Source organism: Serratia sp. 2C06 (genome assembly GCF_050037615.1).
In the GTDB taxonomy this organism is placed as follows: Bacteria; Pseudomonadota; Gammaproteobacteria; order Enterobacterales; family Enterobacteriaceae; genus Serratia; species Serratia ureilytica.
The window spans coordinates 4880605-4905034 of sequence record NZ_CP188299.1 but is presented as its reverse complement, the minus strand read 5'-3'; the positions used below and the strand labels follow the sequence as shown (position 1 = coordinate 4905034).

The following is a 24430-nucleotide window of genomic DNA, read 5'->3' as shown; positions in this document are numbered from 1 at the left end:
GGATAGGCAGCAAAAGTACCATGAGTGACTTGTTTGTGGAGGGGACGGCCAATGTTTACGGGAAGTATTGTTGCACTGGTTACGCCGATGGACGACAAAGGTGCTGTCGATCGCGCGAGCCTGAAAAAATTGATCGATTATCATGTAGCCAGTGGCACCGCGGCGATCGTTTCCGTAGGGACCACCGGCGAGTCCGCAACGCTTGCCCATGACGAGCACGTTGACGTGGTGCTGCAGACGCTGGAGCTGGCCGACGGCCGCATTCCGGTGATCGCCGGCACCGGCGCCAACGCTACCGCCGAAGCCATCGCGCTCACCACCCGCTTCGCCAACACTGGCGTGGTAGGTTGTTTGACGGTGACGCCGTACTACAATAAGCCGACGCAGGAAGGGCTGTATCAGCACTTCAAGGCGATCGCCGAGAGCACCGAGCTGCCGCAGATCCTGTATAACGTGCCTTCGCGCACCGGCTGCGACATGCTGCCGCCGACCATCGCTCGGCTGGCGAAAATCAAGAATATTGTTGCTGTAAAAGAAGCGACGGGGAACTTAAGTCGCGTTAGTCAGATCCAAGTGCTGGTTGACGATGAAGACTTCATTTTGCTGAGCGGCGACGACGCCAGCGGGTTGGACTTCATGCAACTGGGCGGCAAAGGGGTGATTTCCGTGACGGCCAACGTGGCTGCACGCGAGATGGCGGAACTTTGTGCGCTGGCGGCGCAGGGCAAATTCGCCGAAGCGCGCCGCTTAAATCAGCGCTTGATGCCGTTGCATCAGGATCTATTTGTAGAAGCAAACCCAATTCCGGTGAAGTGGGCCTGTAAGGCGTTGGGATTGATGGCAACCGATACGCTGCGTCTGCCGATGACGCCGTTGAGCGAAACCGCCCGCCCGGTGGTGGAGCGCGCGCTGAAAAGCGTCGGTTTGCTGTAACTCTAAGGGAAATTTGATGGCTTATTCATTGCAAAAGTCGACGGTAGCAAAAGTAGTGGGCATCTCTTTGGTGATGATGCTGGCGGCCTGCAGCAGCGATCAGCGCTACAAGCGCCAGGTCAGCGGCGACGAGGCTTACCTCGACGCGGCTCCGCTCAAGGCGCTGAACGCGCCGTCAGGCATGATCCTGCCGGTGCAGAGCGGCAACTATGACGTGCCCGCCACGACGCTGCAAGGCAACGTCGGCAAGCAACTGGACATTCGTCCGCCGGTGCAGCCGTTGGCGCTGCTGAGCGGTTCTCGCGCGCAATACGCCGGCGACAGCGGCACGCTGCTGCTGGAAAACAGCCCGCAGAACCAAAACCTGTGGTCGCGCGTCGTCAGCCTGCTGCAGGCGAAGAACATCGCGATCGCTTCCCGCCAGGACGCCGGTCAGACCCTGACCACCGACTGGGTGAAGTGGAACCGTCTGGACGAAGACAACCAGTACGAAGGCCGTTATCAGATCAGCGTGCAGCAACAAGGCTACCAGCAGGCGCTGGTGGTGAAAAGCGTTGGCCTGCAGCAGCAGGGCAAGACCGAACAGGTCACCGATCAATCTGAGATCCAGCGTTACAACGGCATGATGATCAACACCCTGATCGAAGGTCTGGACAAGCAGGACAACCTGGCGAGCAGCCAGACCGCCAGCCGCTTCGGCGCGCTGGACGTGCAGAGCGGCGCCGATGATACCGGCCTGCCGATGTTGGTCGTGCGCGGCCCGTACACCGTGGTGTGGGATCGCCTGCCGCCGGCGCTCGAAAAACTGGGGATGAAAGTGGGTGACCGCAGCCGTCCGCAGGGCACCGTCGCCGTGACCTACAAGTCCCTGAGCAGCAGCGATTGGGATGCGTTGGGCGTCAAGGATCCTGAGCTGGCGGAAGGGGATTACAAGCTGCAGGTCGGCGATCTCAACAACCGCACCAGCCTGCAATTCATCGATCCGAAAGGCAAACCGCTCACCCAGTCGAAAAACGACGCACTGGTGGCGGCATTCCAGTCTGCCTTCAGTAAAACCAGCGTTAAATAACCAAAAAGGGGCTTCGGCCCCTTTTTGTTTTGTCTATACGGTATCGTTTGCGTCGCAGGTTTGGCACAATAGTGCCCGGCACGCCAAAGAATTCATTAGGTCAATTCTATACCCCCTAATTCCGGGCCGCGCTCGGGAGACAACGGGGATACATCACTGGAGTAAGTAAGATGCAAAAGCTAGCTGAGCTGTATCGCGGAAAGGCAAAAACCGTTTACACCACCGAGAATCCCGATCTGTTGGTGTTGGAGTTCCGCAACGATACGTCAGCACTGGATGGTCAGCGCATTGAGCAGTTCGATCGCAAAGGCATGGTGAACAACAAGTTCAACCATTTCATCATGAGCAAACTGGAAGAAGCCGGCATCCCGACCCAGATGGAGCGTCTGCTGTCCGACAACGAAGTGCTGGTGAAGAAGCTGGACATGGTGCCGGTGGAATGCGTGATCCGCAACCGCGCCGCCGGTTCGCTGGTGAAGCGTCTGGGCATCGAAGAAGGTCTGGTGCTGAACCCGCCGCTGTTCGATCTGTTCCTGAAAAATGACGCCATGCACGATCCGATGGTCAACGAATCCTACTGCGAAACCTTCGGCTGGGTGAGCAAAGAGCATCTGGCGCGCATGCGTGAGCTGAGCTATCGCGCCAACGAAGTATTGACCAAGCTGTTCGACGACGCCGGCCTGATCCTGGTCGATTTCAAGCTGGAATTCGGCCTGTTCAACGGCGAAGTGGTGCTGGGCGATGAATTCTCGCCGGACGGCAGCCGTCTGTGGGACAAAAACACCCTGGACAAGATGGACAAAGACCGCTTCCGTCAAAGCCTGGGCGGGCTGATCGAAGCCTACGAAGAAGTGGCGCGCCGCATCGGCGTGAAGCTCGACTAAGCGTTGGCACCGCCATTCGGGGCGATCCGGCCGGATCGTCCCGCTGTTCTGCATTTTTCCAGAAAATTTCTACATTTCCTCCGCGGCAGACCATTTATAATGATGGATGCGAGATGACTAAAACCTATCCCACTCAGGCTTGAAGCTGCCTTTGCGCTTACCAACGCGCGGCATCTTCAACGAGCAGGGGAAATATCTGGAGTGTATTTATGCGTTGGCAAGGGCGTCGGGAAAGTGACAATGTTGAGGATCGTCGCGGGCAGTCTTCAGGTTTGGGCGGCGGTGGCGGCGGTTTCCGCGTGCCGGTGCGCGGCAAGGGCGGCATCGTCATTCTGGTGGTGGTGCTGGTGGCCGGCTATTACGGCATCGATCTGTCGCCGCTGTTGAACGGCGGTAATGTCGCTCCTCAGGGTCAACAACAGAGCGCCAGCATCAGTCCGAAAGACGATGAGCTGGCCAAATTTACCTCGGTGGTGCTGGCCTCGACCGAAGATAACTGGAAAGAGATTTTCCAGCGCATGGGCAAAACCTACCAACCGCCGAAGCTGGTGATGTATCGCGGCGTGACGCGCACCAGCTGCGGCACCGGTCAGGCGGCGATGGGGCCGTTCTACTGCCCGGGCGACAGAACGGTGTATATCGATCTGTCTTTCTATCAGGACATGAAGACCAAGCTGGGCGCCGGCGGTGATTTCGCTCAGGCCTATGTGGTGGCGCACGAAGTCGGCCACCATGTGCAGAACCTGCTGGGCATCGAGCCGAAGGTCCGCCAGATGCAGCAGGGCGCCAGCCAGGCGGAAGTGAACCGCCTGTCGGTGAAAATGGAGCTGCAGGCGGACTGCTTTGCCGGCGTATGGGGCAAATACGCCGAGAAGCAGCAGATGCTGGAAGAGGGCGACCTGCAGGCGGCGCTGAATGCCGCACAGGCGATTGGCGACGATCGGTTGCAGCAACAGAGCCAGGGCCGCGTCGTGCCGGACAGCTTTACCCACGGCACTTCGCAGCAGCGCTACACCTGGTTTAAACAGGGCTTCGACAGCGGCGATCCCAATACCTGCAACACCTTCGCATCCCGTTAACACCTCACGTGCCGGAGCCTGACTCCGGCATTTTTTTCGAATTGAGATACAGCCTTATGCTACAGGCAGCGCAACAACTCATGCGGCGGCAGGGCATCCGGCGCCTGCTGGTGCTCAGCGGCGAACCCGAGTGGTGCCGCGAACAGGCGCAGCGGCTGGCGGCGACGTTGCCCGGCGACTGGCCTTGGGTCGGGGAGAATCCGCCGCCCGGCCAGGCGGCGTTGGCGAGCGGCGCGGTGCGTCAATTGCTGGGGCAGGAGCGGCTGCACGCAGTGTTCGATGCCGGTCATTCGCTGGACGTAGAGGCGCTGGCGGCGTTGAGCGGCGCCCTGCGCGCCGGCAGCTGGCTGCTGTTGTTGACGCCGCCTTGGCGGCAATGGGCTCAGTTGCCGGACGGCGACAGCCTGCGCTGGAGCGATTGCCCGCAGCCGATCACCACCTCGCATTTCATCCGCCATCTGCAGCAGCATCTGACCGACGACAGCGAAGTGACGATCTGGCGGCAGGATGAGCCCCTGACGCTGGCCGCGCTGCCGGTGCGTGAAGGGTGGCAGCCGCCGGATGGCCGGCCGACCGAGGAACAACAGGCGATCTTGACGGCGCTGCTGCAGGCCGAGTCCGGCGTGTGGGTGCTGACCGCCGCCCGCGGCCGCGGCAAATCGACGCTGGCGGGCATGCTGGTGGCGCAGTCGCCGCTGACCTGCTGGATCACCGGGCCGAGCCGCGCCGCCACGGCGGTGGCCGGAGAATGGGCGCAGGGGCGCGCGCAGTTTTGGGCGCCCGATGCCTTGTTGGCGCAGTGCCGGGAAGGCGACGTCAGCGCCGTGGGGTGGCTGCTGGTGGATGAGGCGGCGGCGATCCCCGCGCCGCTGTTGCAGCAGTTGATCGGCTATTTCCCGCGCGTGTTGCTGACCACCACGGTGCAGGGCTATGAAGGCACTGGCCGCGGTTTTCTGCTGAAGTTTTGCGCCGGGCTGCCGGCCTATCAGGCGCTGAGCCTGCATCAGCCGATGCGTTGGGCGCAGGGGGATGCGCTGGAACGGATAACGGACAATGCGCTGTTGTTCAACGAGCTGCCCGCCTGGCCGGCGGATGGCCAGGCGATCGATTACAGCCAGGCGGAACAAGGCGAGCTATGCGCCGATCCGCAGCGGCTGGCGCGTTTCTACGCCCTGCTGAGCAGCGCGCATTACCGCACCTCACCGCTGGATTTGCGCAGGTTGATGGATGCGCCCGGCATGCATTTTGGGCTGGCGCAGGCCGGTTTGGAGGTGGTCGGCGCCGTGTGGCTGGTGGAAGAGGGCGGATTGAGCGCCGAGTTGGCGCACGACGTGTGGGCCGGCCGCCGTCGGCCGCGCGGCAATCTGGTGGCGCAGTCGTTGGCGGCGCATGGCGGCCAATGGTGGGCGCCGACGCTGCGTTCACGGCGCATTACCCGCATTGCGACGCTGCCGGCATTGCGGCGGCGGGGTATCGCGCGCCAATTGATCGAGCGGCAACGCCGCCAGGCGCAGGGGCTGGACTTCCTGTCGGTCAGCTTCGGCTATACCGAGCCGCTGTGGCGCTTTTGGCAATCCTGCGGTTTTGAGCTGGTGCGCATTGGCAGCAAGCCGGAGGCCAGCAGCGGCTGCTATACCGCGATGGCGATCTTGCCCCTGAGCGAGCAAGGAGAGGCGCTGCGGCACGCGGCACACAAGCATCTGGCACGCGACTGGCCCTGGCTGCGGCAGCGTATCGAGCTTACGCTGGCGATCCCGGGCGACGACGGCGATACGTCGCTCGGCGAAGAGGACTGGCGCGAGCTGGCCGGGTTCGCTTTTGCCCATCGGCCGCTGGAGGCCAGCCTGGGGGCGTTGCAGCGGTTACTGTTGGCCAGCAGTCTGCCGCTGCCCGCACTGCGCGGCCATCTGCAGCGGCGGCACTCTCCCGCGGAGTGCGCAGAGCGGGCGGGCGTCAGCGGCCAGAAAGCCTTGCTGCGCCACTGGCGGCACGAAACGGCGCAGGCGCTGGAACAGCTGAATGCGCAGCACTGCCGCTACTGGCGCGACTGGGCGCAGTCATTGCAATAAATTGAAGAACTTGCTCAATAAAACCCGATTTTCCCGATTTCTCAGCGGCGTATAGTGGCTGTCAGCGGTGCGGCGACGACAGTCGCTGCGTCAGGTTTGGTTACTATTAAGGAGTCATCGATGAAACATGAGCATTTCGTTGTCCAAAGCCCGGCGACCCCGGCGGCGCAGCTGATCTTGCTGTTTCATGGTGTCGGCGACAACCCGGTGGCGATGGGGGAGATCGGCAGTTACTTCGCCAAAGAGTTTCCCCAGGCGCAGGTGGTAAGCATCGGTGGCCCCGCAGCGTTTGGCAACGGCGCCGGCCGCCAGTGGTTTTCGGTGCAGGACGTGACCGAAGAGAACCGCGTGGCCCGCATCGCAGACGTAATGCCGCAGTTTGTGGCCGTGGTGCGCCATTGGCAGCAGCTGAGCGGCGTTGGCTATGCCGGCACTGCCCTGGTGGGGTTCTCGCAGGGAGCGATCATGGCGCTGGAGGCGTTGAAGGCAGAAACCCTCCTCGCCGGGCGAGTGGTCGCGTTCAGCGGGCGTTTCGCCCAGTTGCCTGAGCAGGCGTTCGGCGACAGCGTGGTACATTTGATCCACGGCGAAGAGGACGCGGTGATCGCGGTGCAGCACGCTCACGCGGCGGCGGAGGCGTTGCGGACCAACGGCGCCGATTTCACGCTGGACGTGGAACAGGACGTTGGGCATGCGATCAACCAGGGCATGATGAACGCCGCGCTGGAAAGGTTGCATTACTATGTGCCGCAGCGCTACTGGGACGAAGCCTTGTCCGGCAAGCGCGGCGAGCTGATCGCCTTCCGCTAAAAATTCAGGGCGCCGATGAGCGCCCTGATATCACTTCTTCTTCGGCCAGTCGTCTTCGTCATCCCACTGGGCGTTGTTGTCGCGGTGCGGCGGTATCTCCGGCTTGTTGGCCAGATAGCTTTTGACGTCAACGCGGCGCAGTTCCTTGATGCCGCTGACGACCATCCCCACCAGAACCAGCAGGATAATCCACCAGTAATCAGCTAACCATTGCATAGCTACTCCTTTCCTTTACTGCGTATAAAACGCGAAAAAATCGATGGCAGATGGCGTTCGAGCCATTCGGCACCGGCGACCTCCTTGTCTTGCCAGGCCGCCAGCAACAGCGCCGGCGTCAGCAAGTGTTCGGCCTCTTGCGCCAGCGGCCGGTAGCTCAGATGCCACGGCTCCACCGCTACGCCGCCGCAGTCTTCGGTGAAGGGGCGGTAGAAACCGAATTCGGCCATATGCGCCGTCAGCCACTGGTTAAGGGGCGCAAAGTAGCCGCCTTCCTCATATTCCCACGGTTCCAGCTGCAGCTTTTGCCCTTCCGGCAACAGCGACGGATCGTACACGTCCAGATCGCTGCCCCAGTGGTGGCGGCTGGCGCCCGGCAGAGCCGACCAGCGCAGGATCGCCTCACAGCGCTCGGCGGCGGACAGCGGCGCGACGTCGATCGGTTGACTGTCCTTATCTAATACTGGCCGCTGGCCGCAGAATTTGCCATTCCAGATGGCCAACTGCCGGTCAAAATCGCGGAAGGTGCTGGCGGGCTGGAGATCGAATCCCGCCGCACGCGCCGCCTGCTGCATCGCCAGAAACGCGTTGACGGCTTCCGGCTGCAGCCGATGGTTGCCGCTCAGCGGCGCCAGGTGCTCGGTCGAGCGGCCGGTGAGCATTTCTGCGTTGATCATGCGATCAATTGCTCCATGATGCGTTGATACATGCGGCTCAGCAGCTGCAGATCCGCGGCGTTGACGCATTCGTTGACCTTGTGGATGGTGGCGTTGACCGGCCCCAGCTCCACCACCTGTGCACCCATCTGCGCGATGAAGCGGCCGTCGGAGGTGCCGCCGGTGGTCAACAGCTGCGGCGTCAATTCAGAATAGTGCTCGACGGCGTTGACCACCGCATCCACCAGCGCGCCACGCGAGGTGAGGAACGGCTGGCCGGACAGACGCCACTCGATGCTGTAATTCAGATGATGGCGTTCCAGCAGCTCTTCCACGCGCTGCTTGATCATCGCGTCGGTCAGTTCGGTGCTGAAACGGAAGTTGAACTGCACGTAGAAATCGCCTGGGATCACGTTATTGCTGCCGGTGCCGGCCTGCACGTTGGCGATCTGCATGCTGGTCGGCGGGAAGAACTCGTTGCCGCGATCCCATTCGATCGCCACCAGTTCATTGAGCGCCGGCATGGCGCGGTGCACCGGATTGTCCGCCAGATGCGGATAGGCGACGTGCCCTTGTACGCCGTGGATATGCAGGTTGGCGGTGATCGAGCCGCGACGGCCATTTTTCACCACGTCGCCGACGCGCTCGGTGCTGGACGGCTCGCCGACCAGGCAGTAATCCAGCCGTTCGTTGCGCGCCATCAGCGCTTCAACCACTTTAACCGTGCCGTGAGTGGCGCTGGCCTCTTCATCCGAAGTGATCAGAAAAGCAAGGCGGCCCCGGTGATTCGGGTTGGCGGCGACAAAGCGTTCTGCCGCCACCACCATCGCGGCCAATGACCCTTTCATATCCGCCGCGCCGCGGCCGTACAGCATGCCGTCGCGGATCGCCGGTTCAAACGGCGGGTTGTCCCAGCGCTTTTCATCGCCGGTCGGCACTACGTCGGTGTGCCCGGCAAACGCCAGGGTTTGCCCTTCGCCGCGCCAGGCCCAGAAGTTTTGGGTATCTTCGAAGTCCATTGCTTCGACGGTGAAACCGATCGCCTGCAGGCGATCGATCATCAGCTGCTGGCAGCCTTCATCATTTGGGCTGAGGGAAGGGCGTTTGATCAGTTGCTGAGCCAGTTCGATAACCGGGCAAGTCATACGGCGACCTCGGCGATAAATTGCTGGTAAGTGTCGGCGTTGAAACCGAGCAGGGTGCGCCCGTTGCCGGCGTCCAGCAACGGGCGTTTGATGATCGCCGGCTGCGCCAGCATCAGCGCGATGGCGGCGTCGGCGTTATCGCAGGCGTTGCGCTGCGCTTCATCCAGCTTGCGCCAGGTGGTGCCGCGGGTATTGAGCAGCGGCTCCCACCCCAGTTGCGCGACGAAACCGCGCAGCCGTTGTTCGTCCAGGCCGTCGGCGCGATAGTCGTGAAAATGATAGGCCACGCCCTGATCTTCCAGCCAGCGGCGGGCTTTTTTGATGGTGTCGCAGTTTTTGATGCCGTACATCGTCAGCGTTGTCTGTTGCGGTTTGTTTGCCATGGCGTAAAGCTACCTGTCTCGTCGAGTCGATACTGAGCGGCGTGGGCGATCTTTGGCCCGCTAGCCGCCCGGCGATAGCAGAGATAATGCCAGTAAAGCGGCGGCGAGATCCAGACAACGATGCGTGCGAGGTGCGATTGCGCGCCAGGGATAAGAGGTCGGCAACGTGGTTGAACGGCTGCCTTCGCCGACCGTGCTGGTGAAAAGGCGCCGGCGAACGCGTTCTGCCGCCAATGCAGAGCTGGCGGAGAGAGAGCTACTCTTTATTGATCCTTATGTTTAAACGATCGGTCAAACACCGTACGCGGGTAATATGCAAGAGCGGTTTTATCCGGCTGGCGCCGAGTTTTTTCATTATTCGCGACTTGTAATGATTGGCGGTTTTATTTCTGATATTCATGGCATTGCTGATGTCGGCCAGCGATTTTCCCGTCGACCATTCCGAGAGAAAATGCGATTCGCGCTGAGAGAGTTGCGGCGGCTCGGTATAGTGGCTGTAGCGCTTATATAAGTCGCCGATCAGGTGGCTGAAGCGGCTCAATGATATAAGGTTTGATAATATAATGGTCTTGCTGTCGACAATCACCATGTCATGCAGGCAGTCGGTGATAATGACTATTTTGTAGGTATTGGGGTTGGCATATTCATCGCGGTAGCGCGCTTCAAAATTGGCGATGGTGACATCGATAAAGCAGACTCTTTTGCGGCTAAAACCGGCCGGCGCGCGTTTCTCCGCCCAGGTTTGATTGATGAGCTGCCGGATGCCGATAGCGGTATAGGCACACTCGCTGAAAATATCAATTTTCATTTTATTATAATCCCTTAATTTCTATTTCCCGGTGAGGATTGATATCTTAAAACATAAAAAAAGAAACAATCTAAATAATTTCACATTGAACTTATTGGGCGCCTCAGGGAAAGAACGCTATCCTGCGGTGGACAATCAGGAAAGCCCCATATACTAGCATGATTTATAAAGAGTAAATTTGGTTTTTAATCGAGCTGCCCAGTGAAGAAAGAGGAATAGAATAGAAATCCTCTATTAATACTCCGGTTATTAAAAGGAATTAACATAGAAAATGGCTATCAAAATAAAATATTCGATCGTTAATATCGATCTTTTTTGTGAGGGAGGGAATGTTAATGAATTAATAATTAAGATATTTCTTGCTTTTTAGCGAGGGGTGTTGCTTATTTTTAGCGCAGTTCAAAGAGTGTGCTGGGACAATCTCATGGCGCGCGCCAAATTAATGGCAAAGATAAATCTTAATCAAAAAAATGCGATGTTTTAAGCTGCGTGCGTTGTGCAAGTGGGGAGGATTTATACGGGGGAACGGCATGAAAGAATGCCGGATCGAAATTTCCGATAAGATCACGTCGGAAATAGCGTCTTGTCTTGTGGACGGATTGGATCGCGTTAACGATGAATATATCGGCTACGACAATCGTCGGCCGTGGTGAAAGATCCTGATAGCGGCAGCAATTCTGCGGGGCATCTGCCGCCCTATTTTTATCAGCCGAACGTTGTAATGCGCGATTAACGCACGTAGCCCCCCAGTTGCAAACGCCGCAGAGCATCCCCCTCTGCGAACACCATGCCGGTGGTCAAATCGTGAAAACCGTACTTTTCATAGAAAGCCAGTTTTTCCGGCACCGAATAGATGAAAACCTTGCCGAGCGGCGCCAGATCTTGCATTACCCGGTCCATCAACCGGCGCCCCAATCCCTGCCCCTGAAAGCGCGGATCGATCGCCACGTCGGCCAGGTAAGCGACCGAAGTCAAATCGCTGATGGCATGCGCGGTGGCGATCAGCTCATCGCCGATAAACCCCCAATAGCAAAACTGGCTGTGTTGATAAACGCGTTGCAGCGTATGCGGATCGCGTTCGCCCAGCCCGGCGGCCTGCAGCAATTCACACAGCCGCCGCCAGTCGATGGCGCGGCGGTTCATATCGGTGATGATTTCCATCGTTTTCCTCTAATCAATATGATTGAGATCGGCGGCATAGTGCCGAATGGCGCGCTGATAGCCGCGGATGTCGGGGTCTGACGAGGTTTCCGCCAGCAACAACAACAGATCGGCCACGGCCCGTTTACCTTCACCCAGGTTGTACAGCGTCATGGCACGAAACAGCATCAGCTCGTTGGCCTGCGGGAACTCAGCCAGGCCATCGTCGAAAGCGCGCAGCGAAGCCGGGTATTTCCCGAGGGCGCGGTAAGTGCTGCCGAGGCCCAGCCAGGCTTCACGGCGCTGGGCGGGCGGCAAATCGCGATCCAACGCCGCGAGGTAGCAGGGAATCGCCTGTCGCTCCAAACCCTGAACGTCGTACAGGCAGGCCAGCTGAAAATGCAGCATCGCCGCTTCCGGCTCTGCCGCCAGTTGCCGCAACGCCAGCGCAGTGGCTTCCTGATAATGACCTTGCGCTTTCAACTGTGAGACAGACAAAGAGGTGGACATGATCGGCGCTCCATTGGCGTATTGTTATACCTTTTACACGCTATCGTGGAGAAATTGATATCACAAGGGAATAGCCGCACTGAACATTGATCAGATAAATACGAAAATGTGCGCTAACCCCGGTTTCCGGGCCCGGCATCGTTCCCGTTTCCCTTCACATGGTCAAAAAATAGGCGTAGAATCCGCTTCGTCAAATGATTGAGGTTGTAAAGTATTATGGTTGATCGTGAATTAGGAAACTGGAAAGACTTCATTGATGAGATGTTGGGCAACTGACACAGCGATGAAGCCGATGGCAAGGTTGAGTCATTGGAAAATTACTGAAACACCGTGGGAACGAGATATTCGTTCGAAAAAGCAGCATCGGTCATCCGACGCTGCTTTTTTATGCGCCGCCGATCACTCTTCGGCGGGCGGTGTGGCGGCAGGATGCGCTTTACCGGGGAAGCGGCGGCGAACCAGCACGAAGAACAGCGGCACGAAGAAGATCGCCAGCAGGGTGGCGGAGATCATGCCGCCCATCACCCCTGTGCCGACCGCATGCTGGCTGCCGGAACCGGCGCCGCTGCTGGTGGCCATCGGCAGCACGCCGAAGATGAACGCCAGCGAGGTCATCAGGATCGGCCGCAGGCGCATGCGCGACGCGTCGAGCGTCGCCGACATCAGATCCTGCCCCTTCTGGTTCAGCTCATTGGCGAACTCGACGATCAGAATGGCGTTTTTCGCCGACAGCCCAATGATGGTCAGCAGGCCGACCTGGAAATAAACGTCGTTCTCCAGGCCGCGCAGCCAGGTGGCGGCGACCGCGCCGATCACCCCCAGCGGCACCACCAGCATCACCGAGAACGGAATTGACCAGCTTTCGTACAACGCCGCCAGACACAGGAACACCACCAGCAGCGAGATGGCGTACAGCGCCGGCGCCTGCGAGCCGGACAGCCGTTCCTGATAGGACATCGCCGTCCATTCCAGACCGAAGCCGGCCGGCAGCTGGCTGACCAGTTTCTCCATTTCCGCCATGGCGGTGCCGGTGCTGACGCCGTTGGCCGCTTCGCCGACGATCTCCAGCGCCGAGCTGCCGTTATAGCGTTCCAGCCGTGGCGAACCATACTCCCAGTGCGAGCTGGCGAAGGCCGAGAACGGCACCATGCCGCCCGTGCTGTTGCGCACATACCATTTGTTGATGTCATCCGGCAGCATGCGGAACGGCGCCGCAGCCTGCACGTAGACTTTTTTCACCCGGCCGCGATCGACGAAGTCATTGACGTAGGTCGAGCCCCAGGCGGTAGAGAGCGTGCTGTTGATGTCGTCGATCGACACGCCCAGCGCCTGAGCCTTGCGTTGATCGATATCGATTTGCAACTGCGGGCTGTCGTCCAGGCCGTTGTGGCGCACGCGCGACAGCAGCGGATTTTGCCCGGCGAGCTGCAGCAATTGATCGCGCGCCGCCATCAGCTTGGCGTGGCCGAGGCCAGCGTGGTCTTCCAACTCCATATCGAAGCCGGAGGAGTTGCCGAGGCCGGTGATCGCCGGCGGACTGCTGGCGATCACCCGGGCTTCGTTAATCTTGCTGAATGCCTGAGTCGCGCGATCGATGATGTCGAATGAGCTGTTGGCGCCCGAGGCGCGCAGGTCCCAGTCTTTCAGCCGGACAAACAGGCGCGCCACGTTTTGGCCGTTGCCCCCCGGCCCGGAGCCGATGATGGCGAACACCGACAACACGTCCTGTTTCTCTTCGGTGAGGAAGTACTGCTCGACCTTCTCCACCACTTTGGACGTTTGCTGCAGGGTCGATCCCGCCGGCAGCTGCACCTGTACGGTGAAGATGCCGCGGTCTTCCTGCGGCAGGAACGAGGTCGGCAGCTTGATGAACAGCAGCGCCATGCCGCCGAGCAGCAGCAGATAAATCACCATATAGCGGCCGCTGGCGTGCAGGATGCGCCCCACGCCGCGCTCATAGCGATCGGCATTGCGGTTGAACATGCGGTTGAACCAGCCGAAGAAGCCGCGCTTGCCGTGATGATGCCCCTTGGCGATCGGTTTAAGCAGCGTCGCGCACAGGGCCGGGGTCAGGATCATCGCCACCAGCACCGACAGCACCATGGCGGAGACGATGGTGATGGAGAACTGGCGATAGATGGCCCCGGTGGTGCCGCCGAAGAACGCCATCGGCACGAACACCGCCGACAGCACAAGAGCGATGCCGACCAGCGCGCTCTGGATCTGCCCCATGGATTTGCGCGTGGCCTCTCGCGGCGGCAAGCCTTCCTCGCTCATCACGCGCTCGACGTTCTCCACTACCACGATAGCGTCGTCCACCAGCAGGCCGATCGCCAGCACCATGGCGAACATGGTGAGGGTGTTGATGCTGAAGCCGCAGGCGGAGAGGATGGCGAAAGTGCCCATCAGCACCACCGGCACGGCGATGGTGGGGATCAGGGTAGCGCGGAAGTTCTGCAGGAACAGGTACATGACCAGGAACACCAGCAGGATGGCCTCCAGCAGCGTTTTCACCACGTCCTTGATCGAGGCTTTGACGAACGGGGTGGTTTCATAGGCCACTTTGGCTTCCAGCCCGTGCGGGAAGTATTGCGACAGCTCGGCGATTTTGTCCTTCACCAACTGGTCGGTCTGCAGTTCGTTGGCGCCGGAAGCCAGCTTGATGTTCATGCCGGCGGCCTGCATGCCGTTGTAGCGGCTGAGGTAGTTGTAGTTCTCGCCGCCCAACTCAACGGTGGCGACGTTGCCCAGCGTCACCAGCGAACCGTCCTGATTGACCCGCAGGGTGATCTGGCGGAACTGCTCCGGTGTCTGGAGCTGCGACTGGGCGTTGATGGTGGCGTTCAGCGCCTGTTTATCGACCGACGGCGTGCCGCCCAACTGGCCGACCGCCACCTGGGCGTTCTGCGACTGAATGGCTTTGACCACGTCCTGGGTCGTGAGCTGATAGCTGTTGAGCTTGTTGGGATCGAGCCAGATGCGCATGGCGTACTGCGAGCCGTAGACGTCCATGCTGCCGACGCCGTTGATGCGGCTGAGCGGATCCTGCAGGTTGGAGACGATGTAATCGGCGATGTCCTGCTTGTCCATGCTGTTGTCGGTGGAGACGAACGCCACCATCATCAGCGTGGTATCGCCGGATTTCGAGACCGTGACCCCCTGATTCTGCACCGCCTGCGGCAGACGTTTGATCGCCGCCTGCAGCTGGTTTTGCACCTGCTGCATCGCTTCGTTGGGGTCGGTGCCGGCTTCGAACGTCAGCGTGACGGTCGCCTGGCCGGTATTGGTGCTCTGCGACGACATATACATCATGTTGTCGAGGCCGGTCATATTCTGTTCAATGATCTGCGTGACGGTGTTTTCCAGCGTTTGCGCCGAAGCGCCTGGATAAGTTGCGCTGATGCGCACGTTCGGCGGCGCCAAATTCGGGTATTGTTCTACCGGTAAAGAAAAAATCGCCAACGCTCCGGTCAGGCAAAGAATTATTGCCAGCACCCAGGCGAAAATCGGGCGATCAATAAAAAAATTGGCCATGCAGCGCGAACCTCGTTATGACTTGTTCTATCTTTAAAACGCATCAGAATTATGCATTTCAGCGGCAGGGAGGGATCCCGGCGCTATTGCACTGTACTCGGGAAAGCCGAGGAAAGCGTGGAGAAAAAAAGGAGATAGTGTAAATAACGGTAGCGTAAAACGGCGTTGGCGCTTGTTTGCCGACAACGAGACGCGATTAAGACATTTTTATGACTGTCGAAGGCCTTGCGTGCCTTTTTCGCGCGCAGGGAACCGGAAATAAACAGGACTCACCTTACAGCAGGAGCTTGGCATGGGAATTAACCCGGTATTTGCCCGTCGGCTTTATTTGTGCTGGCTGATCAGTCACAGTGAGCGGCCCAATGTGCCGCGGTTGATGGCGTTGACCGGTTGGCCGCGCCGCACGTTGCAGGATGTGCTGAAGGCGCTGCCCGGCATGGGCGTCGAGCTGCAGTTCGTGCAGCAGGGCGTGCGCAACAACGACGGTTTCTATCAGCTGGAAAGCTGGGGGCCGTTCAACAAGAGCTGGGTGCACCAGCACCATCAGGCGCTGCTCAGCGCCATCGAGTAAGCTGCCCCGGCGCAGTTGCCGGGGCTGACGTTCATTGGCTTTTATGCTCCAGGTACATCACCGTCGCCGCCACGCGAGAACGCACGTCCAATTTGCGCAGTATGTTGCGGATGTGCACCTTCACGGTTTCTTCAGAGATATGCAGCTGCGCCGCTACCTGTTTGTTGGACAGGCCGCGCGCCACCTCTTGCAAGACATCCAGCTCACGTTCGGTCAAGGCGGCAAAGGGATCGCGCTGCTCACTGCGCGCCAGCAAATAGTCGGCCATGGCGTCGCTGATCACGTTCTGCCCCTCGGCGGCGGCGCCGATGTGCTCCAGCAGCAGTTCCGGCTCGCTGTCTTTCAGCAGGTAGCCGTCGGCGCCGGCGTCGATCAGCGCATACAGATCGCTGCGCGCGTCGGAGACCGTCAGCACGATGATGCGCGCGTCCACGCCTTCGTCGCGCAGGGCCCGCAGCGTGTCCAGCCCGGACATGCCCTTCATGTTCAGATCCAACAAGATCACGTCCGGGGCGTGCTGCAGCGCCAGCGCAACCGCCTCGCTGCCGTTGCCGGCCTCCGCCACCACGCTAAATCGCGCATCCAGTCCCAGCAGTTGTTTGATGCCGCGCCGCATCAACGGATGATCGTCAACGATCATGACTCGGTATTGCTTCATCACCATGAAATATGCTCCCTGTAGCAAGTAAAGCCACTCAAACGCGCCCTGCGGCGTGCTTCACAGTGGGACTGTCTCTTCAAAAATAGCGGCAATCAGCGCCGTAAACCTCCCCGGACGGCCTTCCGCCCGGCGGCAACCGTAACGCAGAATGAACAGCCGCAAGGTCAGGGCGAGAATGTCAGGCAAACCGCCGTGCCGCCGCCGCTTCTGCGCTGAATGTGCAGCGTTCCTCCCAATCGCGCCGCGCGTTCGCTCATGATGGTCAAACCATAATGCCCTTCCGGTTCCTCCAGACTGGCGATGCCGCAACCGTCGTCGGTAATGCTGAAAACGTTGTCGCCTGCGGCGTTGACCTCGCAACACACCGTAATCTCGTCTGCCCCAGCGTGCTTGACGGCATTGAGCACCGCCTCGCGCACGATCTGCAACGCGTGCACCTGCTGCTGGGCGTTGAGCGCCTGCGAAGACAGCCGACAGTGTAACTGAATCCGCGCGGGGGTTAGCGCTTTTAATGGCTGCAACAGCTGCTCCAGCGCGGCGTTCAGATCCGCCTCCTGAATGTTGAGGCGGAAGGTGGCCAGCAGCTCTCTCAACTGGCGATAGGCATCGGCCAGCGTGCGATCGAAATCGTCGATAATGGTCTGCGCCGCCGGATCGGCGGCGCTGCGCCGCAGCAGTGTCAGCTGGATGCGCAGGAACGACAGCGTCTGCGCCAGCGAATCGTGCAGCTCGCGGGCGATGGTCGCACGCTCTTCCATCAACAGCAGATATTGGTGCTGCTTTTGTGCCCGGTTGAAGTAAACGCCGCGGCCCAACATATTGGCCAGGCTCTGCATCAGGTGAGGATGCGGCGGGTGCGCCTCGGGCTGCCAGCGCAACTCGCCCAGCGGCTTGTCGCCCTGGGTGATCGGCAGCGCGTTCCAGGCCTGCGTCGGCGCCGCTTCCCCTTCGCTCAGCCGCCACTGGCCCTGGCCGTCCGCTACGTTCAGCTGGATGCAGCGCAGCCGTTCGCTTTGGCGCACGATGCGCAGCACATTTTCGAACGCCTGCTGATCGAGCTGGCGCACGCTCAGCGCCTGCGAGCAGCGATACAGCACCTCAAGCGTTTCATTGGCCTGCTGCAGACGTTGGGTTTTTTCCTGTACCTTCAGCTCCAGCGACTGATAGAGCCGGGCCAGTTCGTCCGACATGGCGCTGAAGGTTTGCGACAGCACGCCGAGCTCGTTCGGCAACGTCACGTCCAACTGTGGGTGGTGAAAATCCCCTTGTTGCACGCGCTGGCTGGCGTCGACCAGATGTTGCAGCGGGGTGACCACCTGGCGGCGCATAAAACGAATGCAAAACAGCACCAGACCGATGATGGCGGCGTAACCCAGCACGCTGACGGCGGCCACCAGGGTCAGTTTCAGTTCGGAATAGCGCTGCAGGGCGGACACGAAATGGTCAACGCGATTGACATGGCCGGCGACCTCCGCCCGATAGGCGATCGCCTGCCCGTTGCGGATCTGCCGCTCCATCGTTTGCCACGCCTGTTGCAGCGCCAGGTAATGGTTGCGCACCTCGGCCGGTACGTAGAAGCGCGCCAGTTTTTGCAGCGCCGGCGCCTGCAATGACTGCCGGTATTGCTGCAGGTGCAGCTCCAGTTCTGGGCTCTGTTGGTCGAGATCGAAGGCCAACCGGTAGCTTTGCATGCGCAGCGAACCGGCGATATTGATCGCTTCTGCATCGCTCTGGCTGCCGGCGACGGTGGTCAACGCCAACCCGGTGGCGAGCACCGACAGTATCACGATGCCGAACAGCGCTTTGGCCAGGCTGCCGGTCACGGAACGTTTAACAAGCAATCAAGGATCCTTCTCTCAGGTAGGGCGCGTCGCCAGTTTCATTCGAAAGCAAAACTATAACTTTTGCAACTAAAATGCACCGCGATTTGTATCAAGTTGTCAACAAAACGGGAACAATTGTGGTTGTGTAATCAAATGAATAGCGAAACACCCGTCGATTTTCAGCGGCGGGCCGGTTTCCTCTGACGATTTGTCTTTGGGGGGCGAATCGCACTGGGTTTTATGCAATCTCATGCGCCTGAGCGCGACTTATTTTTCATTATTTTAAGCAATGTTAAGTCCCGGCTTGTCCGGCGGGGCGCGGTGTGATTTTTGTTGCAAATCGTCTGCCGCGGCGCGACCTAATCGCGGTATGATCTTCACGTTGTCACGCAAGGGAAAAGGGTTATGTCGTCGAAAATTGAGAATGTGAAGAAAGAGCTGCTGTCGGACAACTGGTATGTGCTGCACAAGTACACGTTCGATCTGAAACGCAAAAACGGCGGTTCGGTGCAACAGGTGCGCGAGGTCTACGATCGCGGCAACGGCGCCACCATTTTGCTGTATAACCGCGCCAAAGGCACGGTGGTGCTGACCAACCAGTTCCGCATGCCGACCTATGTCAACGGCAACGAGAGCGGCATGCTGCTCGAGGCCTGCGCCGGCTTGCTGGACGCCGACTCTCCGGAGCAGTGCGCGCGCCGCGAAGCGGTGGAGGAGACCGGTTTTCAGGTCAGCGAGGTGAAGAAAATCTTCGAAGCGTACATGTCGCCGGGCGGCGTGACCGAAATCGTGCACTTCTTTATCGCCGAATACCATGACAATGAGCGGCGCGCGGCCGGCGGCGGCATTGAAGATGAAGATATTGAGGTGATCGAACTGCCGTTTCGCGACGCGGTGGCGATGATCGCCGATGGCCGGATTAAAGACGGCAAAACCATCATGTTGCTGCAGTATTTGCAGATTCATCGGGTGATGGAATAAAAAAAGCCGGTCATGATGACCGGCTTTTTTATCGGCTTGCACCCGGCGGCTTACTTCAGCAGCGCCTGCGCCTTGGCCACCACGTTGTCCACGGTGAAGCCGAACTCGGCGAACAGCTGCTCCGCCGGCGCCGACTCACCGAAGGTGGTCATGCCCACGATAGCGCCGTTCAGGCCCACGTACTTGTACCAGTAGTCCGCGATACCCGCTTCCACCGCCACGCGCGCCGTTACCGCTGCCGGCAGCACCGACTCGCGGTACGCCGCATCCTGCTTGTCGAACGCGTCGGTCGACGGCATCGACACCACGCGCACCTTGCGGCCCGCCGCGGTCAGTTTGTCCGCCGCCTCCACCGTGATGCCCACTTCGGAGCCGGTGGCAATCAGGATGACGTCCGGCGTGCCCGCACAGTCTTTCAGCACGTAGCCGCCGCGGTACACGTTCGCCAGCTGCTCTGCGGTGCGCGGCTGCTGGGTCAGGTTCTGGCGCGAGAACACCAGCGTGGTCGGGCCGTCGTTGCGCTCGATGCCGTACTGCCACGCCACCGCCGATTCCACCTGGTCACACGGACGCCAGGTGCTCATGTTCGGGGTCACACGCAGGCTCGCCAGCTGCTCCACCGGCTGGTGGGTCGGGCCGTCTTCGCCCAGACCGATGGAGTCGTGGGTGTAGACGAACACGTTGCGCAGCTTCATCAGCGCCGCCATGCGCACCGCGTTGCGGGCGTATTCCACGAACATCAGGAAGGTCGCCGAGTACGGCAGGAAGCCGCCGTGCAGCGCGATGCCGTTGGTGATGGCGGTCATGCCGAACTCGCGCACGCCGTAATGAATGTAGTTGCCCGCCGGGTCAACGTTCAGCGCTTTCGAACCGGACCACATGGTCAGGTTGCTCGGCGCCAGGTCGGCGGAGCCGCCCAGGAACTCCGGCAGCACCTTGCCGAACGCTTCCAGCGCGTTCTGCGACGCCTTGCGGCTGGCGATGTTGGCCGGGTTGGCCTGCAGTTTTTCCACGAACGCTTTGGCGTCGGCTTTCCAGTCAGCCGGCAGCTCGCCGTTCATGCGGCGCTTGAACTCGGCAGCCTGCTCCGGGAAAGCTTTGGCGTAGGCGGCGAACTTGTCGTTCCAGGCCGCTTCTTTAGCCTGACCGGCTTCTTTGGCGTCCCACTGGGCGTAGATGTCCTGCGGGATTTCAAAGGCGGCGTATTTCCAGCCAAGCCGCTCGCGGGTGGCGGCCACTTCGGCGGCGCCCAGCGCAGCGCCGTGCACGTCATGGGTGCCGGCCTTGTTCGGCGAACCGAAGCCGATAACGGTCTTGCACATCAACAGCGATGGCTTGTCGGTCACCTTGCGGGCTGCTTCAATCGCGGCCTTGATGGCGTCCGGGTTGTGGCCGTCGACGTTGCGCACCACGTGCCAGCCGTAGGCTTCGAAACGCAGGGCGGTGTCGTCGGTGAACCAGCCGTCGACGTGACCGTCGATGGAGATGCCGTTGTCATCGTAGAAGGCGGTCAGCTTGCCGAGCTTGAGGGTGCCGGCCAGGGAGCAGACTTCGTGCGAGATGCCTTCCATCATGCAGCCGTCGCCCATGAAGGCGTAGGTGTGGTGGTCGACGATGTCGTGACCAGGGCGGTTGAACTGCGCCGCCAGGGTGCGTTCGGCGATGGCGAAGCCGACGGCGTTGGCGATACCCTGGCCCAGCGGGCCGGTGGTGGTCTCAACGCCCGGGGTGTAACCGTACTCCGGGTGGCCCGGGGTTTTGGAATGGAGCTGACGGAAGTTTTCCAGCTCGCGCATCGGCAGGTCGTAGCCGGTGAGGTGCAGGAGGCTGTAAATCAACATGGAGCCGTGGCCGTTGGAGAGCACGAAACGGTCGCGGTCAGCCCAGTGCGGGTTAGTCGGGTTGTGGTTGAGGTAGTCGCGCCACAGGACTTCGGCGATGTCCGCCATGCCCATAGGGGCCCCCGGGTGGCCGGAATTTGCTTTTTGTACGGCGTCCATGCTGAGTGCGCGGATGGCGTTGGCAAGCTCTTTACGAGAAGACATAACGAAACTCCAGTGCGATTACAGTTGAGCGGCCAACATGTCTTCCAGCTTCTGCTGGTCGACGGCGAACAGGCGGATGCCTTCGGCGAGTTTTTCCACCGCCATGGCGTCCTGATTGTGCAGCCAGCGGAACTCCGCTTCGGCCAGCGGGGCAGGTTGGTGGAAGCCCTCGGTCGAAGGGGTCAGCTTGCGTTCGACCGGCTGCTCGCTGTTTTTCAGCTGCTCCAGCAGGTTCGGCGCGATGGTCAGGCGATCGCAGCCGGCCAGCGCCAGGATCTGCTCAACTTTGCGGAAGCTGGCGCCCATGATCACCGTCTGGTAACGATGACGCTTGTAGTATTCATAGATGGTGCGCACCGATTTCACGCCCGGATCCTGATCGGCGTCGTAGTCGGCGGCAGGCTGTTTAGCCTGGTACCAGTCATAGATGCGGCCGACGAACGGCGAGATCAGATACACGCCGGCTTCGGCGCAGGCGCGGGCCTGAGCGAAGGAGAACAGCAGCGTCAGGTTGGTGTTGATGCCTTCTTTTTCCAGCTCTTCGGCGGCTTTGATGCCTTCCCAGGTGGAAGCCAGCTTGATCAGGATGCGCGATTTGTCGATGCCCTGTTCCTGATACATGCCGATCAGTTTGCGCGCTTTGGCGACGCACATGCCGCGGTCGAACGACAGGCGGGCGTCCACTTCGGTGGAGATGCGGCCCGGCACGCTTTTGAGGATCTCGACGCCGATGTTGACTGCCAGTTTATCGCTGGCGTTGATCAGCTGGGTTTCCTTGCTGCCGCCCTGGCGGCGGGCATACTCCAGCGCTTCGGTGATCAGCGCTTTGTACTGCGGCAGCGCGGCGGCTTTCAGGATCAGCGAAGGGTTGGTGGTGGCGTCCTGGGGTTCGAACTGGCGGATGGATTCGATATCGCCGCTGTCGGCGACCACCGTGGTCAGCTGCTTGAGTGCGTCTAATTGATTCATTGATAAGCTCCTTGACCAAGCTCAACGTAGGGAAATGAGAACCTTTTTCATCATAGGGGGAACACACTGCATCATCGGATCGAGAATGAAAATGCGCTTTTTCTGATTGTTGCGATGGATAATAACAATGAATGACGAATAAACCCAGGCGGAGCGCGGCTTGCGCGCGACCGCCATCGAGACTGCAGGCGGTTTAACGCCGACCGACCGCGTTTTCGTAATAGCCGATCCGCTCGACTTTCGGCGCCGAACCTCCCCCTTCAAACTCCGATTCCAGCCAGGCATCGACGATGGTTTTCGCCAGTTCGGCGCCGATGACCCGCGCGCCCAGCGTGATGATCTGCGCATCATTGCTTTTGCGCGCCCGTTGGGCGGAGTAGGTATCGTGACATTGCGCCGCGCGAATGCCGGGCACTTTATTGGCCACGATGCTCATACCGATGCCGGTGCCGCACAGCAGGATCCCCCGCCGATGTTTTTCCTCCCGTATCGCCTGCGCGACGCGATAGGCGATATCGGGATAGATCCCCGTTTCTGCGGTGCGATCCGTCGTGTAGTCAATGACGGGCATGTCCCGTCGTTGCAGGTGGGCGACGATCAGATCCTTCAGTTCAATGGCGGCATCGTCGGCGCCGATGGCGATAGGCAGCATAGCGGTCTCCTGATTGGTAACGAAAAGGGCGGCGATCCTCGGTGGCGCCACGTTCATTACCGTATCCCTGTTTAATCAAATGTTCAATTGATGTTCTTTTGTTTTTTGCCTGATTTTTCTGTTCCTCCCTTTAAAAGGTGACGACCGTCACTAAAAAAGAGGTTTTAATCGTTATTTATCCTCATGCAGACGGGTTTTTGAGCGATATCACAGTTTGGCAAGTTCTCTGTGGGCAAATTGAACGCGTGACGTTAGTGTTCATTTGTTCTTTGTTTGTATTATTGATCATAAAGAGTCACCCTACCAGAGGAGAGTGCTATGTGTCAGACCTGCATGACAGAGGCGAAAATGGCGGACGGTATCCCCGAGATCATGAAGGCGGTTGTGGCGTACGCCCCGAAAGATTACCGCCTGGAACAGGTGCCGGTACCGAAGATCGGCCCGAAAGAGATCCTGGTGAAGATCGAGGCCTGCGGCATCTGCGCCGGCGATGTTAAAGCGTTCGAAGGGGCGCCCAGCTTCTGGGGCGATGAAAAACAACCGGCATACATCAAGGCGCCGATGATCCCCGGTCATGAGTTTATCGGCCACGTGGTGGGATACGGCGAAGGCGTCGAGGGCTTCAATCTCGGCGATCGGGTGATATCAGAACAGATCGTTCCCTGTTGGCAATGCCGCTTCTGCAACCGCGGCCAGTATTGGATGTGCGAAAAGCATGACCTGTACGGTTTCCAGAAAAACGTCAATGGCGGCATGGCCGAGTACATGAAGTTCACCAAAGAGGCGATTAACTATCACGTACCGGCCGATCTGCCGATCGAAAAAGCCATTCTGATCGAACCCTATGCTTGCTCCTTCCATGCGGTGCAACGCGCCAATATCAAACTGGGCGATGTCGTGGTGCTGGCCGGCGCCGGCACCCTGGGGCTGGGCATGATCGGGGCGATCAAAAAGTCCGGGCCCTCGAAGCTGGTGGTGCTGGATCTGTCCGACGAGCGTCTGGCGCTGGCGAAGCGCTTCGGCGCGGATGTGACGCTGAACCCGACCCGTGACGACGTGCCCGCGGCGGTTAAAGCGATGACCGACGGCTACGGCTGCGACATCTACATCGAGGCGACCGGCGCCCAAAAGTCCGTGGAACAGGGCCTGACGCTGATCCGCAAGCTCGGCACCTTCGTGGAATTTTCCGTGTTCAAGGATCCTGTGACCGTCGACTGGAGCATCATCAGCGACCGCAAGGAGCTGGACGTGCTCGGTTCGCACCTCGGCCCTTACTGCTACCCGCTGGTGATCGAAGGCATCGCCAATGGCGATCTGCCGACCGAAGGCGTGGTGACGCATACGCTGCCGCTGGAACAGTTCGCCGAGGGCTTCGAGCTGATGAAGCGCGGCATCGGTTCAATCAAAGTGGTGCTTAATCCAAACCTCTGAAACCTGCATCGTTCTTCGGGTGCGGGCGAGCCTGCGCCTCCATAATCACATGTGCTGGGGT

Annotated in this window: 23 protein-coding genes; 10 read left to right on the top strand and 13 right to left on the bottom strand. The window is 59.9% G+C overall.

What is annotated here, in order from left to right; all coding sequences use genetic code 11:
* The first annotated feature begins 51 nt into the window (after positions 1–51).
* The 6 genes from dapA to ypfH all read left to right on the top strand — a co-directional run bounded on the left by dapA (position 52) and on the right by ypfH (position 6844).
* Positions 52–933 carry a 4-hydroxy-tetrahydrodipicolinate synthase gene (dapA, locus tag ACP3TA_RS23965; protein WP_033644005.1) on the top strand — a complete coding sequence of 294 codons (882 nt, stop codon included), beginning with the start codon at positions 52–54 and terminating at the stop codon, positions 931–933.
* 16 nt (positions 934–949) lie between these two features.
* Positions 950–2002: an outer membrane protein assembly factor BamC gene (gene bamC / locus ACP3TA_RS23960; protein ID WP_033644004.1), complete on the top strand. Its 1053-nt coding sequence runs from the start codon at positions 950–952 to the stop codon at positions 2000–2002.
* A gap of 170 nt (positions 2003–2172) precedes the next feature.
* Entirely contained in the window at positions 2173–2886 is a 714-nt protein-coding gene (gene purC / locus ACP3TA_RS23955) for a phosphoribosylaminoimidazolesuccinocarboxamide synthase (RefSeq protein ID WP_033644003.1), read from the top strand.
* Between the two features lie 209 nt (positions 2887–3095).
* The gene (gene ypfJ / locus ACP3TA_RS23950) at positions 3096–3965 is read left to right on the top strand and encodes a KPN_02809 family neutral zinc metallopeptidase (protein WP_033644002.1); all 870 of its coding nucleotides are present in this window, start codon (positions 3096–3098) and stop codon (positions 3963–3965) included.
* A 56-nt stretch (positions 3966–4021) separates the two neighbouring features.
* Positions 4022–6034, top strand: coding sequence for a tRNA(Met) cytidine acetyltransferase TmcA (locus tag ACP3TA_RS23945; protein ID WP_060660382.1), 2013 nt, complete (start codon positions 4022–4024; stop codon positions 6032–6034).
* A gap of 120 nt (positions 6035–6154) precedes the next feature.
* Positions 6155–6844, top strand: a complete 690-nt coding sequence (gene ypfH / locus ACP3TA_RS23940) for an esterase (protein WP_197780658.1) — start codon at positions 6155–6157, stop codon at positions 6842–6844.
* A gap of 30 nt (positions 6845–6874) precedes the next feature.
* Here the strand turns inward: ypfH and ACP3TA_RS23935 are convergent, their stop codons facing one another.
* The 7 genes from ACP3TA_RS23935 to ACP3TA_RS23905 form a co-directional block, all read right to left on the bottom strand.
* Positions 6875–7060, bottom strand: coding sequence for a YpfN family protein (locus tag ACP3TA_RS23935; RefSeq protein ID WP_004941720.1), 186 nt, complete (start codon positions 7058–7060; stop codon positions 6875–6877).
* 2 nt (positions 7061–7062) lie between these two features.
* Positions 7063–7737 carry a M15 family metallopeptidase gene (locus ACP3TA_RS23930; RefSeq protein WP_033643999.1) on the bottom strand — a complete coding sequence of 225 codons (675 nt, stop codon included), beginning with the start codon at positions 7735–7737 and terminating at the stop codon, positions 7063–7065.
* Positions 7734–8861 carry a succinyl-diaminopimelate desuccinylase gene (dapE, locus tag ACP3TA_RS23925; RefSeq protein ID WP_033643998.1) on the bottom strand — a complete coding sequence of 376 codons (1128 nt, stop codon included), beginning with the start codon at positions 8859–8861 and terminating at the stop codon, positions 7734–7736. The genes ACP3TA_RS23930 and dapE overlap by 4 nt, the downstream gene beginning before the upstream one ends.
* Positions 8858–9244, bottom strand: a complete 387-nt coding sequence (locus ACP3TA_RS23920; RefSeq protein ID WP_046687605.1) for an ArsC family reductase — start codon at positions 9242–9244, stop codon at positions 8858–8860. The genes dapE and ACP3TA_RS23920 overlap by 4 nt, the downstream gene beginning before the upstream one ends.
* A 256-nt stretch (positions 9245–9500) precedes the next feature.
* Positions 9501–10052 (bottom strand): LuxR C-terminal-related transcriptional regulator, encoded by a 552-nt coding sequence (locus ACP3TA_RS23915; protein WP_033643996.1) that lies wholly within the window; start codon positions 10050–10052, stop codon positions 9501–9503.
* A 729-nt stretch (positions 10053–10781) separates the two neighbouring features.
* The gene (locus ACP3TA_RS23910; protein ID WP_042785169.1) at positions 10782–11213 is read right to left on the bottom strand and encodes a GNAT family N-acetyltransferase; all 432 of its coding nucleotides are present in this window, start codon (positions 11211–11213) and stop codon (positions 10782–10784) included.
* Positions 11214–11222: 9 nt separating this feature from the next.
* Complete coding sequence (locus tag ACP3TA_RS23905) at positions 11223–11702, bottom strand: tetratricopeptide repeat protein (protein WP_033643994.1); 480 nt, start codon at positions 11700–11702, stop codon at positions 11223–11225.
* Positions 11703–11918: 216 nt separating this feature from the next.
* Here ACP3TA_RS23905 and ypfM point away from each other — a divergent pair, with 216 nt between their 5' ends.
* A complete protein-coding gene (gene ypfM, locus ACP3TA_RS23900; RefSeq protein ID WP_100396732.1) occupies positions 11919–11978 on the top strand; it encodes a protein YpfM in 60 nt (19 codons plus the stop codon).
* A gap of 123 nt (positions 11979–12101) precedes the next feature.
* On the opposite strand, the gene acrD is transcribed toward ypfM, so the two are convergent.
* Complete coding sequence (gene acrD, locus ACP3TA_RS23895; protein WP_046687604.1) at positions 12102–15236, bottom strand: multidrug efflux RND transporter permease AcrD; 3135 nt, start codon at positions 15234–15236, stop codon at positions 12102–12104.
* Between the two features lie 292 nt (positions 15237–15528).
* On the opposite strand from acrD, the gene ACP3TA_RS23890 reads away from it, so the two are divergent.
* Positions 15529–15807 carry a winged helix-turn-helix domain-containing protein gene (locus tag ACP3TA_RS23890; RefSeq protein WP_004941750.1) on the top strand — a complete coding sequence of 93 codons (279 nt, stop codon included), beginning with the start codon at positions 15529–15531 and terminating at the stop codon, positions 15805–15807.
* 31 nt (positions 15808–15838) lie between these two features.
* Here ACP3TA_RS23890 and ACP3TA_RS23885 read toward each other — a convergent pair whose 3' ends face one another.
* The gene (locus ACP3TA_RS23885; protein WP_033643992.1) at positions 15839–16471 is read right to left on the bottom strand and encodes a response regulator; all 633 of its coding nucleotides are present in this window, start codon (positions 16469–16471) and stop codon (positions 15839–15841) included.
* Between the two features lie 161 nt (positions 16472–16632).
* Positions 16633–18309 (bottom strand): nitrate/nitrite two-component system sensor histidine kinase NarQ, encoded by a 1677-nt coding sequence (gene narQ, locus ACP3TA_RS23880; RefSeq protein ID WP_069100427.1) that lies wholly within the window; start codon positions 18307–18309, stop codon positions 16633–16635.
* 387 nt (positions 18310–18696) lie between these two features.
* Between narQ and nudK the strand changes: the two genes are divergently transcribed.
* Entirely contained in the window at positions 18697–19272 is a 576-nt protein-coding gene (gene nudK, locus ACP3TA_RS23875; protein ID WP_096242475.1) for a GDP-mannose pyrophosphatase NudK, read from the top strand.
* Positions 19273–19322: 50 nt separating this feature from the next.
* On the opposite strand, the gene tkt is transcribed toward nudK, so the two are convergent.
* From tkt to rpiB, 3 genes are all read right to left on the bottom strand, one after another.
* Complete coding sequence (gene tkt / locus ACP3TA_RS23870; RefSeq protein ID WP_142075863.1) at positions 19323–21317, bottom strand: transketolase; 1995 nt, start codon at positions 21315–21317, stop codon at positions 19323–19325.
* 18 nt (positions 21318–21335) lie between these two features.
* Positions 21336–22286 (bottom strand): transaldolase, encoded by a 951-nt coding sequence (gene tal, locus ACP3TA_RS23865; RefSeq protein WP_016926754.1) that lies wholly within the window; start codon positions 22284–22286, stop codon positions 21336–21338.
* A 193-nt stretch (positions 22287–22479) separates the two neighbouring features.
* Complete coding sequence (gene rpiB / locus ACP3TA_RS23860) at positions 22480–22938, bottom strand: ribose 5-phosphate isomerase B (RefSeq protein WP_069100661.1); 459 nt, start codon at positions 22936–22938, stop codon at positions 22480–22482.
* Positions 22939–23256: 318 nt separating this feature from the next.
* Between rpiB and ACP3TA_RS23855 the strand changes: the two genes are divergently transcribed.
* A complete protein-coding gene (locus tag ACP3TA_RS23855) occupies positions 23257–24369 on the top strand; it encodes an MDR/zinc-dependent alcohol dehydrogenase-like family protein (protein ID WP_033643987.1) in 1113 nt (370 codons plus the stop codon).
* Positions 24370–24430 lie beyond the last annotated feature (61 nt).